Annotated in this window: 20 protein-coding genes; 5 read left to right on the forward strand and 15 right to left on the reverse strand. The window is 70.1% G+C overall.

Annotation, left to right across the window (positions count from 1 at the left end):
* Positions 1-71 precede the first annotated feature (71 nt).
* From pufA to ACXJY8_RS14230, 9 genes are all read right to left on the reverse strand, one after another.
* Positions 72-260 carry a light-harvesting antenna LH1, alpha subunit gene (gene pufA, locus ACXJY8_RS14190; protein ID WP_238278141.1) on the reverse strand — a complete coding sequence of 63 codons (189 nt, stop codon included), beginning with the start codon at positions 258-260 and terminating at the stop codon, positions 72-74.
* A 14-nt stretch (positions 261-274) separates the two neighbouring features.
* Positions 275-496, reverse strand: a complete 222-nt coding sequence (gene pufB / locus ACXJY8_RS14195; protein ID WP_055956020.1) for a light-harvesting antenna LH1, beta subunit — start codon at positions 494-496, stop codon at positions 275-277.
* A 152-nt stretch (positions 497-648) separates the two neighbouring features.
* Positions 649-864, reverse strand: coding sequence for a hypothetical protein (locus ACXJY8_RS14200; protein WP_463769918.1), 216 nt, complete (start codon positions 862-864; stop codon positions 649-651).
* Between the two features lie 134 nt (positions 865-998).
* Complete coding sequence (gene bchZ / locus ACXJY8_RS14205; protein ID WP_463769920.1) at positions 999-2,465, reverse strand: chlorophyllide a reductase subunit Z; 1,467 nt, start codon at positions 2,463-2,465, stop codon at positions 999-1,001.
* Positions 2,465-4,045, reverse strand: a complete 1,581-nt coding sequence (bchY, locus tag ACXJY8_RS14210; protein WP_463769922.1) for a chlorophyllide a reductase subunit Y — start codon at positions 4,043-4,045, stop codon at positions 2,465-2,467. Before bchY ends, bchZ begins: the two co-directional genes overlap by 1 nt.
* A gap of 6 nt (positions 4,046-4,051) precedes the next feature.
* A complete protein-coding gene (locus ACXJY8_RS14215; protein ID WP_463769924.1) occupies positions 4,052-5,068 on the reverse strand; it encodes a chlorophyllide a reductase iron protein subunit X in 1,017 nt (338 codons plus the stop codon).
* Entirely contained in the window at positions 5,065-6,000 is a 936-nt protein-coding gene (bchC, locus tag ACXJY8_RS14220) for a chlorophyll synthesis pathway protein BchC (protein ID WP_463769926.1), read from the reverse strand. Before bchC ends, ACXJY8_RS14215 begins: the two co-directional genes overlap by 4 nt.
* 111 nt (positions 6,001-6,111) lie before the next feature.
* A complete protein-coding gene (locus tag ACXJY8_RS14225) occupies positions 6,112-7,263 on the reverse strand; it encodes a methyltransferase (RefSeq protein WP_463769928.1) in 1,152 nt (383 codons plus the stop codon).
* 1 nt (position 7,264) lies between these two features.
* Positions 7,265-8,134, reverse strand: a complete 870-nt coding sequence (locus tag ACXJY8_RS14230) for a polyprenyl synthetase family protein (RefSeq protein WP_463769930.1) — start codon at positions 8,132-8,134, stop codon at positions 7,265-7,267.
* Between the two features lie 29 nt (positions 8,135-8,163).
* Here ACXJY8_RS14230 and crtD point away from each other — a divergent pair, with 29 nt between their 5' ends.
* Together crtD and ACXJY8_RS14240 are read left to right on the forward strand one after the other, a co-directional pair.
* The gene (gene crtD, locus ACXJY8_RS14235) at positions 8,164-9,750 is read left to right on the forward strand and encodes a 1-hydroxycarotenoid 3,4-desaturase CrtD (protein ID WP_463769932.1); all 1,587 of its coding nucleotides are present in this window, start codon (positions 8,164-8,166) and stop codon (positions 9,748-9,750) included.
* Entirely contained in the window at positions 9,708-10,607 is a 900-nt protein-coding gene (locus ACXJY8_RS14240) for a carotenoid 1,2-hydratase family protein (protein WP_463769934.1), read from the forward strand. The genes crtD and ACXJY8_RS14240 overlap by 43 nt, the downstream gene beginning before the upstream one ends.
* Positions 10,608-10,613: 6 nt before the next feature.
* On the opposite strand, the gene ACXJY8_RS14245 is transcribed toward ACXJY8_RS14240, so the two are convergent.
* The 3 genes from ACXJY8_RS14245 to ACXJY8_RS14255 form a co-directional block, all read right to left on the reverse strand.
* Entirely contained in the window at positions 10,614-10,775 is a 162-nt protein-coding gene (locus ACXJY8_RS14245) for a hypothetical protein (protein WP_463769936.1), read from the reverse strand.
* Positions 10,772-11,863: a phytoene/squalene synthase family protein gene (locus ACXJY8_RS14250; RefSeq protein ID WP_463780635.1), complete on the reverse strand. Its 1,092-nt coding sequence runs from the start codon at positions 11,861-11,863 to the stop codon at positions 10,772-10,774. The genes ACXJY8_RS14245 and ACXJY8_RS14250 overlap by 4 nt, the downstream gene beginning before the upstream one ends.
* Positions 11,864-11,933: 70 nt before the next feature.
* Positions 11,934-13,460 (reverse strand): phytoene desaturase, encoded by a 1,527-nt coding sequence (locus ACXJY8_RS14255; RefSeq protein ID WP_463769938.1) that lies wholly within the window; start codon positions 13,458-13,460, stop codon positions 11,934-11,936.
* A 277-nt stretch (positions 13,461-13,737) separates the two neighbouring features.
* Here ACXJY8_RS14255 and ACXJY8_RS14260 point away from each other — a divergent pair, with 277 nt between their 5' ends.
* Positions 13,738-14,472, forward strand: coding sequence for a hypothetical protein (locus ACXJY8_RS14260; protein WP_463769940.1), 735 nt, complete (start codon positions 13,738-13,740; stop codon positions 14,470-14,472).
* Positions 14,473-14,823: 351 nt separating this feature from the next.
* Complete coding sequence (locus ACXJY8_RS14265) at positions 14,824-15,105, forward strand: hypothetical protein (RefSeq protein WP_463769942.1); 282 nt, start codon at positions 14,824-14,826, stop codon at positions 15,103-15,105.
* Positions 15,106-15,178: 73 nt separating this feature from the next.
* On the opposite strand, the gene ACXJY8_RS14270 is transcribed toward ACXJY8_RS14265, so the two are convergent.
* Positions 15,179-15,811 carry a LysE family translocator gene (locus tag ACXJY8_RS14270; protein WP_463769944.1) on the reverse strand — a complete coding sequence of 211 codons (633 nt, stop codon included), beginning with the start codon at positions 15,809-15,811 and terminating at the stop codon, positions 15,179-15,181.
* A 212-nt stretch (positions 15,812-16,023) separates the two neighbouring features.
* On the opposite strand from ACXJY8_RS14270, the gene ACXJY8_RS14275 reads away from it, so the two are divergent.
* Positions 16,024-16,146: a hypothetical protein gene (locus ACXJY8_RS14275; RefSeq protein WP_463769946.1), complete on the forward strand. Its 123-nt coding sequence runs from the start codon at positions 16,024-16,026 to the stop codon at positions 16,144-16,146.
* A gap of 46 nt (positions 16,147-16,192) precedes the next feature.
* Here the strand turns inward: ACXJY8_RS14275 and ACXJY8_RS14280 are convergent, their stop codons facing one another.
* Positions 16,193-16,783, reverse strand: a complete 591-nt coding sequence (locus ACXJY8_RS14280; protein ID WP_463769948.1) for a GNAT family N-acetyltransferase — start codon at positions 16,781-16,783, stop codon at positions 16,193-16,195.
* Positions 16,784-16,856: 73 nt separating this feature from the next.
* Entirely contained in the window at positions 16,857-17,780 is a 924-nt protein-coding gene (gene bchO, locus ACXJY8_RS14285; protein ID WP_463769949.1) for an alpha/beta fold hydrolase BchO, read from the reverse strand.
* Positions 17,781-17,789: the final 9 nt, after the last annotated feature.

Raw genomic sequence — 17,789 nt, forward strand, 5'->3', positions numbered from 1 at the left:
CGACGGGGGGCCTGGCGCCCGCCCGCCGATCATCCGTGTTTTGGGGTACTTTGCGTCGGGTGCGGCGCCGGTCAGGCGGGCATCGTCGGCAGAACCAGCGTCTGCGCGTTGGCAGCGCGCGGTGCCTTGGGGCCTTCCAGCCAGTTGAACCGGTCGGTGCTGAGCAGGATGAAGTGGATCAGCAGCGCCAGAACGAACAGGAAGGTGAAGAGCGCCACCAGGGTGCGGCGCGGATCGAAGAGAAGCCAGACCTTGTGCATGATGGGGATCCTCCTCAGGACAGCAGGGAGACGACGCCCTGGGCCGCCGTCTCGAGAGCGGCGTAGCCCTTCGGACCGGGCAGCCACGGGCGCCACAACCAGACCAGGATGTGGGCGACCACGGCGATCGCCGTGAAGATGATGAAGCTCGTCAAGAAGATCGCGTGGAACTCCTTGGCTTCCGGTTCCGTCAGCCCGGACAGGCTGCTCGGTTTCTCGACAATGCCATTGGCCATCGGTTCAAACCTCCGCTTTGACTGGCCGCGCCCGCATTTCCGGGTACGGCGGGTGTCACCGGACCGCGCGGAGCGGCCTCGGCGGTCCTTCCCGCCTGTTCGGACGGGAGGTCGATCGGGGGCGGGCGGAAGGCCTCGACCCGAGGGCGAACTCAGCCCATGAACACGAAGGGAATGGCCGAGACGGCCATGGCCCGGGCTTCGGCGAAAACCGAGCGCCGGCTCTGCGGCAGCGTGGTCTTGGCCTGCGGGATCACGCGCTGCACGAGAGCCGCGACGAGGAAGAAGGGATAGGTCGTGGCCAGGATGATCCGGAACTGGACCTCGTCCTGATGCAGGCGCGACACCGAATTCAGCGAACGTTGCATGGGATGGATCTCCTCCTGGCGTTCCGCGGCGGGACGCATCCGGTTCGGGACGCGCGGAATCTGCATCGGCCGGTCGGACGGCGCCGCGCCGCTCCGTCCGGGAAGGGAATGGGGGCTGAGGCCTGGATGCGCGATCATGCGGCGGCTCCCAGGCTGGCCTCGGCGCGGGCACGCTCGACATGGTCGAGGGAGATGCGGGAGCTGCCCTCCACGCGTGCGACGCGCTCGGCGGCGTCACGCAGGCGCTTGGCCGCCGAGATGCGTACCAGCACCGGATGGGCCTCGACCAGTTCGTCGAGCCGGGCGCGGGCCGCCTCGTTCCAGGGCAGCTCGCGGTGGAGGCGCGCCGGTGTCGCCTCGACCTTGTCCATGTCGCGGGCCAGCGGCAGGATATGGAAGAGCATGTCGAACAGCGCGTTGCAGACCTCTTGGACCAGGTAGGTCGCACCTGCGAAGCCCATGAAGGGGGTGCCCGTGTGCCGCCGGATGATGGCGCCCGGGAACGAGGCCGGCACGAACACCGCGCGCGCGCCAGCTTCGGCCGCGTACATCCGCTCATTGAAGGACCCGAACAGTACCAGCGGCGGGTTCCTCGCGATCATCTCGCGAATGGCGGCGTTGTCGGTCTTGGTGCCAGCCTTACGCGACTCCGCGAAATGGCAGGGCAGCCCCATTTCGTCCTCGAGAAAGTGCCGGACACCCCGTGCGTAGGTCTCTGAAGCCACGATCCCGAAGCTCGCTGTGCCGAAGAAATCCTGCGTCACCGAGCGCCAGAGGTCCCAAATCGGCTTGATCGTGGTGTGCTTTTCCCGCTCGATGAACGGCTCGGGGTCGAGGCCCAGCGCCTCGCCCAGTGCCCGTAGGAACCGCGTGGTCGAATGGATGCCGATGGGGGCCTGGAAGTAGGGGCGCTCCAGGGCCTCGCAGAGCAGGCGGCCGAACTCGCGGTAGAGGCAGATATTGGCGTCGGCATTCACCAGGGCGGGTACGTCGGCGAGGTGCGAGCCGAGGGGAAAGATGAGGTTCACCTCGGCTCCGATCCCCTCCACCAGGCGGCGGATCTCGGCGAGGTCCGAGGGCATGTTGAAAGTGCCGTAGGCGGGCCCGATCAGGTTCACCCGCGGCTTGACGCCCTCCCGGCGTGGCGGCCGGGCCGGGATGCCCTTCTTGGCGAAGCGCCGGGCGCCGTACTCGTTCCAGAGCCAGGCCATGGCGCGGTCGGCAGCTTGCCACTGGTCCTCGTCGATGGTGCGCGGTAGGAAGCGCTGGAGATTAGTGCCCTCCGGCGTCACACCGCCGCCGATCATCTCGGCGATCGAGCCGGTGACGACCACGCTCGGCTGGGCCGGGTCGAGGGTGGCGTGCGCCCGCTTCATTGCCGCCTCGGTGCCGTGGCGGCCGAGTTCCTCCTCGGCCAGGCCCGTGACGACAATCGGCAGCTCGTGCGGCGGCAGAGCATCGGTGTAGTGCAGCACCGAGGTCACCGGTAGGTTCTCGCAGCCGACAGGCCCATCGATGACGACCTGCAGGCCCTTGATGGCGGTGAAGACGTAGACGGCGCCCCAGTAGCCGCCGGCCCGGTCGTGATCCAGGATGAGCATCAGGCCATCTCCCCGATCGGATCATGGGCGGGTTTCGCCCGTACCGCCGAAGCGACGTTCCGCCGGAGCTTCGGCACGTCTTCCCAGATGCCCGCGGCGTGGCCCTCGCCGACGCCGTCGAAGAAGTCCCGCATGGCGTCGAAGCGCGCGCGGTTGCCGAGGGCCGCGTTGATGACCTTGGCAAGCGACCCGGCGCCGGCCACGCCCATGAGGGGACGGGCCGAGATCAGATTGGTGAAGTAGAGAGCGGGAATACCGAGCGCCTTGGCCTTCTGCACCACGGGCGTGGTTCCGATGGCGAGGTCCGGCCGGACATCCATCAGGGCCGCGAGGTCGTCCTCGAGGGACGCCCGGTAGCGCACCGTGACGCCCCGGGCCTCGAGCCAGTCCCGGTCGGCCTCGGAATGCGGCGTGCGGGGGCAGGCGGTGCCCACGTAGGCGAGGTCCGCGCCGCTCTCCACAAGGAGACGGCCGACCAGCAACTCGGAGCCCTCGTAGCCCGACAGGGTGATCCGGCCCCGGATCGGATTGGCCCCGAGCGCACCCTTGATCATGGGAAGAACGCGGTTCTTCGCCGCCTCGACCGTGGCGCGCGGCACGGCGCAGGCTTCGCCGATGCGGTCGAGCCAATCGGCGGTGCCGTCGTGCCCCACAGGCGCAGAGCCGACGATCGGTCGCCCGGCCGACGCGAATTCGCGGAGGGACGCGGTGTAGAACGGGTGGATCGCCGCCACAGCCGTGCAGTCGAGCGCTGCGTAGAGTTCGCGCCATTCCCGCGTGGGAACGACTGGACCGGCGCTGAGACCGAGGGGCTCCAGGAGGCCACCGATCACCACCGGATCGGCAGGGAACATCTCGCCGAGAAGAGCCACGGTGGGACGCTCGGCCCGGCCGGTACGGGGGGCCTGGACGGGACCCTGCTCGGCCTCCGTGCGGGCGAATTTCAGCATCGCACCGGCCAGAACGTCCTTGGCCTCGGCATGGGTGGGAACGCCGAAACCGGGAACGTCGATGCCGATGATGCGGACCCCGTCGATCTCCTTGGGCAGGAGGCGGAGAGGCACGCCGGAAGCGGTGGGCACGCAGAGGTTGATGACCACGACGGCGTCGTAGTCGGCCGGCTTGGCCACCTGGAACACCGCCTCGCGGATATCCTCGAACAGTTTGCCGGTGACCAGGGTCTCGGAGTTGAAGGGCACGTAGCCGACGCTCCGCTTCGCCCCATAGAAATGCGAGGTGAAGGTCAGTCCGTAGACGCAGCAGGCCGAGCCGGACAAAATCGTCGCCGTACGGCGCATCCGCAGGCCGACCCGGAGCGAGCCGAAGGCCGGGCACATGCTCTGAGGCTGATCGTGCGGGCCGGTCGGATAGTCCTGCCGGAACTGTTCCAGGGTGTCGGACATGCCGGCGGCCTCGGCGGCCGCCCGCATCGTGTCCTTGCCGGAGTGGCAACCCAGACCATCCTGCTTCGTGGCCGCGAGGTTCACCGGCTCGGCGGAAGTTGACGGCACCGGTGCCAGGCTCGAGGCCGGGCGCTCCTTACGGGCGCGGAGATCGGCGATGTCGAGGGTGACGGCCATGATACGTCAGACCTCGTCGTAGACGACTTCGAGGGACGGCTTCACGACCTGCGTCGTGCCGCACATGTCCTCGAAGGTGGCGGGCACCAGGGTGACGCCCCGGCCGACGGCCTCGCCCTTGAACAGGCCGAGCAGCCCGTCCTGGCTGAGGGGCGTCGGGTGGTTCGGCGCCGCCTCGTGGACGTTCTGCGCGAGGTCGGCGAACAGGGATCCCCAGGGACTCTCGGGCCGGCCGATGATCTCGTAGTTCGCGCTCTTCTTCCGGATGTCGTCGTCGGCCGGGATCGATGCGAGGACCGGGATGCCGACGGCTGCCGCAAAGGCCTGGGCCTCGCCGGTGCCATCGTCCTTGTTGATGACGAGGCCGCCCACGCCCACGTTGCCGCCGAGCTTGCGAAAGTACTCCACCGCCGAGCAGACGTTGTTGGCCACGTAGAGCGACTGCAAGTCGTTCGAACCGACGACGATGACCTTCTGGCACATGTCGCGGGCGATCGGCAGGCCGAAGCCGCCGCAGACCACGTCTCCCAGAAAGTCGAGGAGGACGTAGTCGAAGCCCCACTCGTGGAAGCCGAGCTTCTCCAGGAGCTCGAAACCGTGGATGATGCCGCGGCCGCCGCAGCCGCGCCCGACCTCCGGTCCACCCAGTTCCATCGCGTAGACGCCGTCGCGCTTGAAGCAGACGTCGCCGATCGCGACCTGCTCGCCGGCGAGCTTCTTCTTGGTCGAGGTCTCGATGATCGTCGGGCAGGCGCGTCCGCCGAACAGGAGCGAGGTGGTGTCGCTCTTCGGATCGCAGCCGATGAGCAGGACCTTCTTGCCCTGCTGGGCCATCATGTAGCTGAGATTGGCCAGGGTGAAAGACTTGCCGATGCCGCCCTTGCCGTAGATCGCGATGATCTGCGTGGCCTTAGTGGCGACCACCGGCACGGGGTCGGGCTCGATGCCGGCCTCGGTACGCAGAGCATCGGAGGCCTTCAGGGCGCCGCCGTTCAGCTGCGTGTTCTTCAGCTGGATGTTCATGCGGCTCTCCAATCCAGGATCATCTTCAGGCATTCGGGCTCGCCGAAGGCCGTGCGGTAGGCATCGGGAGCATCCGCGGCCGGGCGCCGATGGGTGACGAGGCCGTCGAGAGAGAAGCGGTCGGTAGTGATCATCGCGAGGGTCGCGGCGAGATCTTCCGGCCTCCATTGCGCAGCCACGCGGATACGGGCTTCGCGAAGGAAGGCCGGCGCGAAGTCGAACCCGAGACGGTCTTCGTAGAAGCCGGCGAGGACGATCTCACCACCCTGGGTGAGACGTGCGATGGCCGTATCGAGGATCGCGGAGTCGCCGCTGACATCGAGGATCGTGGCGTAGTCCTGCCGGTCGTCCCCATCCGGAGCGAGAACGGGATATGCTTCGTCGTTCGAGCGGCGAATGGAATTGGTTTCCCAGACCTGAGGACTTCCGCCGAGCGCCTGGGCGATCCGCGCGACCAGACGCCCGAGCACGCCGTGGCCGACGATGAGGAGCGGACGCTGCAGGTCGATGCCCGCGAGGGCATGGCGTGCGGTGGCCGCCAGCGCGATCAGGGCCCCGCGCTCCCCCCAGGCCTCGTCGATGGGCACCAGCCGATCCCCGGCACTGACGAGATGAGAGGCAGCCCCGCCGAAGAGCCCACGCACGGGTCCGAAACACCGGGCACCGGGCACGAAGACGGTCTGTCCGACCCGGACGCCACTGTCGGCACCGGCCTCCACCACCTCGCCGACGGACTCGTAGCCGGGCACCAGCGGATAACCCATTCCGGGAAAGGCAGGCATCCGGCCCGTCCAGAGGAGGCGTTCGGTCCCGGTGCTGATTCCGCTCCAACGCACGGCGACGACCGCATCGGTGGGGGTGGGAGCGTCGATGTTCAGGCGCTCGATGCCGAGCTTGCCTGGAGCGCGAAGGACGACGGCGTTCGCTTGCATCGAGCCTGCCCTCCCCTGATCCACCGACTCGGTCCGTTTCGCTTTAGACTCGTTATGTCATCCTAGATAGACACTTTTGAACGTCAAGCTAAACTTACGCGTATCGCTGTCTTATCGCGTGGACACGAGAAGGCGCGTCAGGAGCGGGCGCCGGGTGACGAGTTCGCGGGTTTGCACAAACCCAGCTTCGGCGAGCAGCACCGTCAGTTCTTCGACCGTGCGGCAGCGCCCGCTCCCCATCGCCAGCAGGTAGAGACCGAAATAGGCGTCGGTGATCGGCCCTGCGCCGGGCGTGCCGCTCATCGGCTCGGCCAGGACCAGACGCCCGCCCGGGGGCAGCGCCTCCCGGGCGGCCTTGAGCAGGATGCGGACGGCCGCATCGTCGTGATCGTGGACGACCCGCACCAGGGTGATCACATCGGCGCCATGCGGGAGCGGATCGAAGAGGAAGCTGCCGCCGAACGCCTCGACACGGTCTCCGAACCCGGACCGCGCAAGCTGATCCTCCGCACGCCGGGCAACCGCCGGCAGGTCGAACAATCGGAGCCGGAGCGCAGGCGCCGTTCGGCCCGCCGCCGCGAGAAAGGCGCCTTCGCCACCGCCGACATCCATCAGGCAGGCGTGGCGCCGCATCGAGTAGGCGTCGAGAATATCTTCGGCGATCAAGGCCTGTGAGGCCGACATCAGGCCGCTATAGGGCGCCACTGATTCCGCCTGCAGACCGACCCCATCCTCGCCCGCATAGGGCCAGTAGCCTGCGAGACGGGTCCGCCCCGCCTCGCCGCGCAGGAGCGCGACGGGATCGCGCAGGTCGTCGTAGAGCAGGGCGTGATGCTCGATCATCCGGGCAACCGACGGGTTGCCGACCAGGGCGGCACCGAGATCCGCCAAGAGATAGCCCCCGTCCGGCAGGCGCCGGATCAGGCGCAAGGCGGCCGCCGCCCTGAGAAGGCGTGCCGCAGCTTCGGCGGGCAGGCCCATGCGCGCACCCAAGGTCGCTTCCGGGACCGGCCCATCCGACAGGATGTCGAAGAGATCCAGGCGGACGCAGGCGAACAAGGTCTGCGAATAGGTGAACCCGGCGCAGAGATCGAAGAGCGCCCGGGTATTCGACTGTGCGATGCGCCGGGTCAGTGGGAAGCCGGCAGCCCAGCGCTGGAAGCGCGGGTCGGCCACGATGCGGGCCCGGAGGGCGTACCAACGGGCACGGAGTCCACCGGCGCCGAGCGGAACCTGCGGATCGAGCGTGGCGCCGCGCGCCACCTCAGGCCAGCTCCTGCGCGAGGCTCGCCGGCAGGAACAGGCGCGTCTGCGCCACGATCTCGGCGCGCAGGGTCTCTGCGCCGGGACAGTCCGGTATGACCTCGACCGCTTCTCGCACGAGCCCTTTCAGCCGCGCCAGCGCGCCTCCCATGCCGAGAAGCGCGGCCGCGTTCGGCCGGCCGAGGGTCGAGTCCCGACCGACGGGCTTGCCGACCTCCTCTTGACGACAGGCGACGTCGCGCAAGTCGTCGGCCACCTGGTAGGCTTCGCCGAGACACTCTCCCAGGAGGCGCCAAGGCAGCGACGGCGCGCCGGCGGCGGCGGCACCCGTGACCGTCGCGGCGGCGAACAGAGCCCCGGTCTTGGCCTGCTGGTATTCGGTGAGTGCCACGGTCGGCTCGGATTCCCAGGCCTGTCCGGCGGCGATTCCGGAGGGCGAGCCGGCGGCCCGGGCGACCAGACCGACCAGAGCGGCGAGGCGCTTCGGGCTGCGCGCCGCGCCGCGGGCGAGAGTCTCGAATGCCGACACGATGAGGGCGTCGCCCGTCAGCACGGCCAGAGGTTCGCCGAAGGCCGCATGGACCGAAGGCTGACCACGCCGGAGCGGCGCGTCATCGAAGCACGGCAAGTCATCGTGAACGAGAGAGGCGCAGTGCAGAAGTTCGATCGCCGCAGCTGCGGCGTCCGAGGCCGCCGGATCATCGTCACCGCAGGCCCGGGCGACGGAGAGGCAGAGGCGCGGCCGGATCCGGTGTCCACCGGGGAAGACAGCATAGCGGATCGCCTCGGCGAGGCGAGGTGGCGCTCCGGGGGCTTCGAGGTGAGAGACGGCGGCATCCAAGGCCTGCTCGATGCGACGGTTGGCGTCCATGGCCGTCCTTCCTGTCACTTGTTCTTGCTATGGCAAAGTGTCAGTATTTATTGACAGTCGTCAAGACAGAACCGATTGACGGAGGAACCTGCGTGAAGGTCGTCATCATCGGCGCCGGGATCGGAGGTCTCGTGGCGGCCTTGCGGCTCGCCGCGGCCGGGATCGACGTGACGGTGCTGGAGCAGCACCAGCGGCCGGGGGGCAAGATGCGCCGCGTTCCGGTGGGCGGCACCGCGGTCGATGCCGGCCCGACCGTGTTCACCATGCGCTGGGTGTTCGAGGAGATCTTCGCCGAGTGCGGCGCCGATCTCGCCGCGCATGTCGCGCTGGAGCCAGCCGCGGTCCTGGCCCGGCATGCCTGGGGTCTCGGCGAGGCGCTCGATCTCCACGCCGATCCGGAAGCGTCCGAGGCGGCGATCGGCGACTTCGCCGGGCCGCGCGAGCGCGACGGATACCGCCGGTTCCGCGCCCGGGCCGCCGAGGTCTACGCCACCCTGGAAGGGCCGTTCATCCGCGGCGAGCGCCCCAGCCCGATCGACCTGACGCGCCGGGCCGGGCTCTCGGGGATGGGCGACCTCTGGCGGATCCAGCCCTTCACCACCCTGTGGCGCGCACTCGGCGCCTACTTCGCCGATCCGCGCCTGCGCCAACTCTTCGGACGCTACGCGACCTATTGCGGCTCGTCGCCCTTCGCGGCGCCCGCCACCCTGATGCTGGTGGCGCATGTGGAGAGCCAGGGCGTCTGGCACGTCGCCGGCGGCCTCAGCCGTCTCGCCGGCGCCGTCGCCGAACTCGCGGCCGAGCGCGGCGCGGGATTCCGCTACGGGACGCCGGCCCGCGGCATCGCCGTGCAGGGCGGCCGCGTCGTCGGCGTCGACCTCGCCGACGGCGAGCGCCTGCCGGCCGATGCGGTGGTCTGCAACGCCGACGTGGCGGCCCTGGCCGACGGCCTCCTCGGACGGGACGCCGCCCGGGCGGCCGACCCCGTCCCGGCCCCCGACCGCTCGCTCTCGGCGGTCACCCTCTGCCTGCAGGCGCGCGCCGAGGGCTTTCCGCTCTCGCGGCACACGGTGTTCTTCTCCGGTGACTACGCGGCCGAGTTCGCCCGTATCCGTGCCGGGCATCTGCCGGACGACCCCACCGTCTACGTCTGCGCGCAGGACCGGAGCGACACGCCGTTTCCCTCGGCCCGGCCCGAGCGCCTGCTCTGCCTCGTCAACGCCCCGGCCCGGACCTTCACACCCTCGGAGATCGAGACATGCGTGACCACGATGCGGCGGCGCCTGAGCGCGAGCGGATTGACCCTCTCGGAGACGGCGGAGCCGGTGACGACGGGGCCGGCGGAGTTCGCGCGCCTGTTCCCGGGATCGGCGGGAGCGCTCTACGGACGGGCGTCCCACGGCTGGATGGCCTCGTTCAAGCGGCCGGGTGCCCGCACGCGGATTCCGGGCCTCTACCTCGCGGGGGGGAGCGTGCATCCGGGGCCGGGCGTGCCGATGGCGGCGCAGTCCGGGCGGATCGCGGCGGACAGCCTGCTGCGGGACCGGAATGGCGCCCGCGCTTCGATACGCGGGTGGATCGCGACGGCTACGTCTGGTGGTACGTCGACGCCCTGAGCGCGGACGGGCGGCAGGGCCTGACGATCATCGCCTTCATCGGCAGCGTGTTCTCGCCCTACTACGCCTGGGACCCGACCCGCGACCCCTTCGATCACTGCGCCGTCAACGTCGTGCTCTACGGGGAGCGGGCCAATCGCTTCTGCATGACCGAACGGGGCCGCGCGAGCCTCCACCGCGACGCCGACCAGATCCGGATCGGACCGAGCGGCCTGTCCTGGGACGGGACCACGCTGACGATCCGCATCGACGAGGTGACGGCGCCGATCCCCTCGCGGGTCCGGGGAACGGTGCGCCTGCGCCCGGGCGGCTTCACGCCCGGACCGCACCACCTCGACGCCCGGGGCCAGCATCGCTGGTGGCCGATGGCGCCCTCCTCCCCGGTGGAGGTGGCGCTGGAGGAGCCGGGGATCGCCTGGCGCGGGACCGCCTACTTCGACACCAACCATGGCGACACGTCGCTCGAGGCGGCGTTCCGCGACTGGACCTGGTGCCGGGCCGACCTGCGCGACGGGGCGGCGATCCTCTACGACGTGAACCGAACGGACGGCAGCCGGCAGGAGCTGACCCTGTGCTTTGCCGCCGACGGGACGCCCCGGGACATCGATCCGCCGCGGCCCGCCGCGCTGCCGCCGACGCGGTTCTGGCGCATGCGGCGTGACACGCGCAGCGACGATGGACGTGTCGAGGTCGCGCGTACTTTGGAGAATACGCCGTTCTACGCGCGCTCGTGTATACGGTCGACCTTGCGCGGCGAAGCGGTGACCCCGATGCACGAGAGTCTGTCACTCTCGCGTTACAGTCATCCGCTGGTGCGGCTGATGCTGCCGTTCCGGATGCCGCGCCGGACGCGGTAAGTCCGGTCAGGCCGGCGGGCCCTTCGCCCGCTCGGCCGCGGCGCGTTCGGCCTCCGCCCGGTCGCGCCGGATGCCGCGCTTCAGGACGACGAGCTGCCAGATCGCCAGCCCGAAGGCGAGGGCGAAGACCAGGCCGATATCGAAGGCGGCGAAGAGCGGATCGGTCACGGCCCGACCGGCAGGATGCCCTCGCGCTCGCGCAGGGTCTCGATGAGGTCGAGGACCCGGGTGGCCTGGGCGGGAACGTTCCACCAGGCCGGCGGCACCGGCACGGGCTGCGCGGCGACGGCCTCCACCAGGAAGGCGGTCTCGGCCAGGGCCAACTCGCCGGGCGCAACTCCGCCAAGGTGAGATCCGGCATGCGGAGATCCGGCATGCGCAGATCCGGTCCGGGCCGACGAGGCGGCCAGCGGCAGCAGGGCGCGGGCCATCAGCACGGCCTTGCGGCGGCCGGGAACGCGGGCGCGGGTGGCGACCGGGTCGAGCCCGCCGCGCTCGAGGTCGCGGCCGATCTCGGCATAGATCAGCCGGGCGGCGCGGATGGCGGGGCGGCAATCGCGGGGCAGCCCGGGGATGCCGGCCTCGGCGCGGGCATAGAGCCCGTCGGCGACGGCGAGGAGACGGCCGACGATCGCCCGCAGCCCGGGGCCCGCGACCGGATCGGCCAGGAAGGCATCGGGGTCGAGCCCGGCCTCCCGCATCCAGGCGAGCGGCAGGTAGAGCCGCCCGGCCCTGGCGTCCTCGCCGACGTCGCGGGCGATGTTGGTGAACTGCATGGCGACGCCGAGGTCGCAGGCCCGGGCGAGCACGGCGCCGTCGCGCACGCCCATCAGCACGGTCATCATCGCGCCGACGCTGCCGGCGACCCGGGCCGCGTAGGCGGTGAGGTCGGACAGGGTCTCGTAGCGGCGCCCCTGCGCGTCCCAGGCCAGCCCCTCGATGAGGGCGGCGGGCAGGGCCTGGGGCAGCCGGTGGGCGGAGACGAGGTCGGCCATGGCCCGGTCGGCGGGAGCGTCGGCGGGGGCGTCGTCGTAGATGCGGGCGAGGCGCACGGCGAGGCGGGCCAGGGCCGCCGGCCTGTCCCGGGCCAGCGCGTCGTCCACCGCGTCGTCGGAGAGGCGGCAGAAGGCGTAGAGCCCGTAGGCCGGGCGCCGGACGCGGGCCGGCAACAGGGCGGAGGCGGCGAAGAAGCTGCGCGAGCCGTCGCGGATCGCGGCCCGGCAGGCGGCGTGGTCGGCCGCATCCGCATGGGGCATGGCCCAGAGCGGCGGCCGCTCCGGCCCGCGCCGGACGGCCTCGAAGAAGGGGCGTTCGGGCCGAACGCTTTCAGGCGAAGAGACGCGCATCCGGCACCACCGTATCGAGAACCTTGGCCGAGGACAGGACGCCGGGAAGCCCGGCACCCGGATGGGTGCCGGCGCCGACGAGGTAGAGGTTCCGGAAGGCCGACGACGCGTTGTGGGGCCGGAACCAGGCCGATTGCGTCAGCACCGGCTCCAGCCCGAAGCCGGAGCCGCGATAGCTCAGGAAGTCGCCGGCGAAATCCGACGGCGTGGTGACGCGGGAGGTCACGATGGCGTCCTTCAGGCCCGGCATCACCGAGGCCTCCAGACTGTCGGCGATGGCCTGCCGGTAGGGCTCCGCGAGCACCGACCAGTCCTGTCCCCCGGCGAGGTTGGGCACCGGCGCCAGCACGTAGAACGCATCGCAGCCCGGCGGCGCCAGCAGCGGGTCGGTGGCGGTGGGGCGGTGCAGGTAGAGGCTGAAATCCGGCGCCAGCACCTTCCGGACGAAGATGTCCTCGATCAGCTCGCGATAGCGCGGCCCCATCAGGATGGTGTGGTGGGCGATGTCGGGAAACTGCCGGCTCGTGCCGAAGTACCAGACGAACAGGCCCATCGAGGAGGACGAGGCCTTGAGCTTCGCCCGGTGCCAGGCCCGGCCCTCCCCGCCGAGCAGGGACAGGTAGGTCTCGGCGGAATCGGCGTTGGAGACGACGATGTCGGCGGCGATGCGGGTGCCGTCGGCGAGAGTCACCCCGGTGGCGCGTCCGGCCGCCACGTCGATGCGGGCGACCTCCGCGCGGTAGCGCATCGCGCCGCCCTGCCCCTCGATCAGGCCGACCAGGCCGTCGACCAGCCGGCCGGTGCCGCCCATGGCGAAGTGCACGCCCCAGCGGCGCTCCAGATGGGCGATCAGGCAGTAGATGGCGCTGGCCCGGAAGGGCGAGCCGCCGATCAGCAGGGGGTGGAAGCTGAAGATGGTGCGCAGCCGCTCGTCGCGGATGTGGCGCGCCACGAGGTCGTAGACCGAGCGGTGGCCGCCGAGGCGCAGCAGGGACGGGGTGATCCGCAGCATGTCGCGGACCGAGGAGAAGGCGACGTGCCCGAGCTCCTCGAACCCGACCCGGCAGATCGCGGCGCTGCGCTCCATGAAGCGCTCGTAGCCGGGAACGTCCCCGGGCGAGAACCGCGCCACCTCGGCCCGCATCGCCTCCGGGTCGCCGCTGTAGTCGAAGGTGGCGCCGTCCGGGAAGCGGATGCGGTAGAAGGGCAGCATCGGCGCCAGGGTGACGTCGTCGGCCATGCGCCGCCCGCACAGGCTCCAGAGCTCCTCGAACAGGAACGGCGCCGTCACGATGGTCGGCCCGGCATCGAAGGTGAAGCCGTCCTGGCGGTGCACGCGGGCCCGGCCGCCGGGCTGGTCGAGCCGCTCCAGCACCGTCACCCGGTAGCCCCGCGCGCCGAGACGCACCGCCGCCGCCAGCCCCCCGAAGCCGCTCCCGATCACCACCGCGTGCGGGCGGGGAGACCGGGTCGTCGCGAGGCTCGGCGAGTCGGCGAGTGTCAACATAACCTGACACTATTCGCGATGAGACTTCCGGTGCAAGTGCCGAGTTCGGTCTTCGGTCTTCGGTCCGGGGGTGGGGCATGTCTCGCGCCGCGAGACCGGTGCCGTGCCGACGATGGGCACGCCGACGTCCCGCCAAGGCGGCTTCTTCTTGAAGACCCGTGCGACGTCTCGGAACTTCCGTCGGCCGCCATCCGCACACCGACACAACCGAGGGTTTAATGGTGGCTTAGACTTCGTTGTCCATGATGGAGCCGTACCGGAGATGGCGAGCGGGAACATGACGACGATACCGGCGGCAGCGAGCCGCGCGACGCCAAGCGGGCTTGCTCCCGATCCGCGGACCGGGTCGACAGCGGCACCCCCGGCGGCCAAGACGGCCAAGACGGCGATGCCCGCCGTCGTTCTCGATCTCAGCGCATCCGCGAAGGCGGCGCTCGGAAGCCGTCCGGCCCGCACCGCCACCGGGCCTGCCGCGCCGAACGAATCCGTCTCGCGGACCTTCACCGTCCGGTCCTTCGACGAGATCGTCGCGGAACGCACCGGCAAGCTGGCCAGCGCCCTGAGCACCGCGTTGAAAGCCGTCGGGGTGCCCATCGACGAACCGATCGATCTGAAGCTCGACACGTTCGGGAAGGTCAGGACCGACAGCCCCTACAAGGCGAAGATCGAGAAACTCTTCGAAGACGATCCCGAACTCGCAAAAGAATTCAAGGAGGTGGCCGGGCTCAACGCGATGAGGGCGGCCCAGAAAGCCTTGGAAGCGTTCAACACGGACCGGAAGGCTGCGCGCAACGAGGCCGAGCAGGACGCCACCTATGGGCTCTACGTGGCGCGATCGGCGACGGCTCAAGATCTCTCAGGGACGATGACACTCGAAGACGGAAAGCTTCGGTCGTGGAGCCTTGAATTCATGGCTCGATCGACCGGTGAGACGCCGACGGTCGCGCCCCGTGAGACGGCTCGCCCGACCACCGCGCCCGGACCTCGCACGGGGTTCGATCAGCGGATCTAGAAGGCGAGGGCGACCGCGCGGCCCACCGCATCGACGAGATTTGTCCAGAACTGCGCCCTGGAACAGACCGAATGGACCGGTTCATCCGATCGCTGACCGTCAACGCCGTTCTGGGTCCGATCATCGGCTTATACAGTTTCCGGCTGAATCGTTCGGGTTCTGGCGCGGGTCCCCTCTCCTGGAAGGAGAGGGACAGGGTGAGGTGTGTGACCTTTCCGGAGATGGACCACACCACACCCCCACCCTCTCCTTCCAAGAGAGGGAGCGCGTCGCGCACCGGCTGACCGAAGCCATCATCCGGAAACCGTATGACTCGTCTTTGTCTCGGCCCGATACGTTTCGACCGAGAACATGAAGATCCTCGACATCGACGTCATGCTGCTGATGATCTTCACCTATGGGATCGGTATCGTCCCAGCTCTGATCAGCGGACTTCTCCATCAGGTCCCAATTCATCTGATGAGCAGCCGATTCCCGAGGCTGATTGCGTCGGCACCCATCGGCGCAGCCGCAACGCTCACCTTGATCACCGATTCCACGAATATTTCGTGGGTTTGTTCGATCATTCGATCGCGTAGGCGGCCGTGTTCGGAGCTTTCATATCCTTTCCCTGTGCCGGCATCATCGAGATGATCATGCCTCCTGCGTCGGAGGACGTCAGACCGTAAGAGCCCCTCGAAACCATTGTCGAGGACAAGGCACGGCGTCAGCGCCGGGCCTCGGTCATCATCCGGACGGCGAGGCCGGCCAGGACCGTTCCCATGATCCAGCGCTGGACCAGGGCGAAGGACGGCCGCTGGGTCAGGAACAGGGCGATCGACCCCGCCGAGACCGCGATCGCGGCGTTGACCGCGACGCTGAGGACGATCTGGATCGCCCCGAGGCCGAGCGCCTGGACGAAGACGCTGCCCTGCGCCGGGTCGATGAACTGCGGCAGCAGCGACAGGTACATCACCGCGATCTTCGGGTTGAGCAGGTTCGTCAGAAAGCCCATCAGGAACAGCTTCCGAGGACTGTCCGGCGGCAGGGTCTTCACCGCGAAGGGCGAGCGCCCGCCGGGCCGCACGGCCTGCCACGCGAGCCAGAGCAGGTAGAACGCCCCGACGATGCGGATCGCGTCGTAGGCATAGGGCACGGCCAGGACGAGGGCCGTGATGCCGAAGGCGGCGCACAGCATGTAGACCACGAAGCCGAGGGCGACGCCGCCCAGCGAGATCAGACCCGCCCGCGGCCCCTGACAGATCGAGCGCGAGATCAGGTAGACCATGTTCGGCCCAGGCGTCAGGGCCATGCCGAGGGCGATCGCCGCGAAGGCGAAGAGGCTCGTGGTTCCGGGCATTGGCGGTTCCTTCTTCGTGGACGGTCGAGGCGCCGGCCGGCGGTGGTATCCGCCGGTCGGGCCGGGTCGCCCGGCGGGTCGATGCCCCCGGTGATCGGGGATCGGCCTCGGGGCAGATCGCAAATCGCGCACCGGCGGTGCGGATCATCGGGGAACATTCGCGCGCGGCGACCGGTCGACGTCATGAAACCGCCGAACGAAAGGGCCCTCCCATGCCGCAGATGTTCGATTGGATCTTCTTCGCGATCGTCCTGCCCCTGCCGGCCTATCTCGTCTGGGACTGGTATCGGCATCGCTCCACGCCGCCGGCGGGGCGGCAGGCCGGGCCGCGTTAGAGCATTCTCGTCACGCGAGCCGGCATCCACCTCGCTCGAACAGTCCCTAGCGCGGCTTCTCGAGCTGCCAGGTGAGGTGGGCGCGCACGGTCGGCCAGTCCGGCGCGACGATGCTGTAGACGCAGGTGTCGCGCAGGGAGCCGTCCGCGAGGCGCTGGTGATGGCGCAGGATGCCGTCGAGGCGCGCGCCGAGACGCTCGATGGCGCGCCGGCTCGCCTGGTTCATCACGTGAGTGCGGAACTCGACGGCGAGGCAGCCGAGCCCGTCGAAGGCATGGGCGAGCAGCAGGCGCTTGGCTTCGGTGTTGAGGGGGCCGCGCTGGACGCGCGCGGCGTACCAGGTCGAGCCGATCTCCACCCGCGGGCCGGCGGCGTCGATGTTCATGTAGGTGGTCATGCCGACCGGGCGCCCGCCGGGTCCGTCGAGGACCGTGAAGGGCAGCATGGTGCCCGCCGCCCGCAGGCCGAGCCGGCGCTGAATCTCGTCCGCCATCCGCTCCGGGGCGGGAATCGCGGTGTACCACAGGCGCCAGAGTTCGCCGTCCCGCACCGCCTCGGCGAGCGCCCCGGCATGGTCGTGCGCCAGCGGCACGAGTTCGACGTGCCGGCCGGTGAGGGTGACGGGCGTCAGGACCATGGGCGGAAACCTCGCGGACGTATCCCGGACCGGGCCGGAATCGTCATCGGACATCGTGGGCCCGTCGGTGCGGTCAGGCCGAGCCGGCGTCAAGCCCCGGCGGCGGGCCGCCGGGGGCCCGGTCGCGATAGGCCGCCACGATCTCCTCGGCGATGCGATCCGGCGCCTCCTCGTGGGCGAGGTGTCCGAGGTTGCGGATGAGGCGGACCCGGAAGTCGGGCAGCCGGTCCTTCAGCGCGAAGGCGGTTTCGGGCGAAATCGCCTTGTCGTCCCCGCCGACGAGGAGAACGGTCGGCACGGCGAGCCGGGCGATGTCCCGGTCGAGGGCGGCCAGATCCCAGTTCGCCATCATGCCGAGCGCGCCGGCCACGTGGCCCGGGCGGCGGAACAGGCGTCGGTAGAGATCGAGGCCGCGGGCGTCGAGGCGCGAGCCGGTGCCGCGGATCAGGCGCTCCACCGCCGGGCGGTCGGCGGTCCAGGCGAAGATCCGCGGGGTGACGGGGTTGAGGAACAGCATCCGGGCGAGGCCGGGGAACAGGACGGAGGCGAGGCCGGGGAACGGCGTCAGGGCGCCGTTGAGGGCGACGAGCAGGCGGGGGTTCAGGCCGTCGAGGCAGAGCCGCACCAGGATCGCCGCCCCGGCGGAATGCCCGACCACGAGGTCCGGGGTCAGGTCGAGGGTCCGGAGGAGGTCGCGGATCGCCGCCGCCATGCCCGGCAGGGACAGGCGGCCGGCGGGCAGCGGATCGGTGAAGCCGTGGCCCGGCAGGTCCGGGGCGACGACCCGGAAGTGCTCGGCGAGGCGCGGCGCGAGGCCGGCCCAGGAATGGGTCGCGGCGCCGGTCCCGTGCAGGAGCAGGACGACCGGGGCGTCGGCCGCGCCGAATTCCTGCACGTGCCAGGTCAGGTCGGCGGCGCGGACGAACCGGCTCGCGGCCCGGTTGGGCCAATCCGCGCCGTCGCGCTCCCACTGGGGCCGGTCGCTCGGCGCAGGCATCGCGGATCC

Source organism: Methylobacterium sp. TK31, from assembly GCF_055361545.1.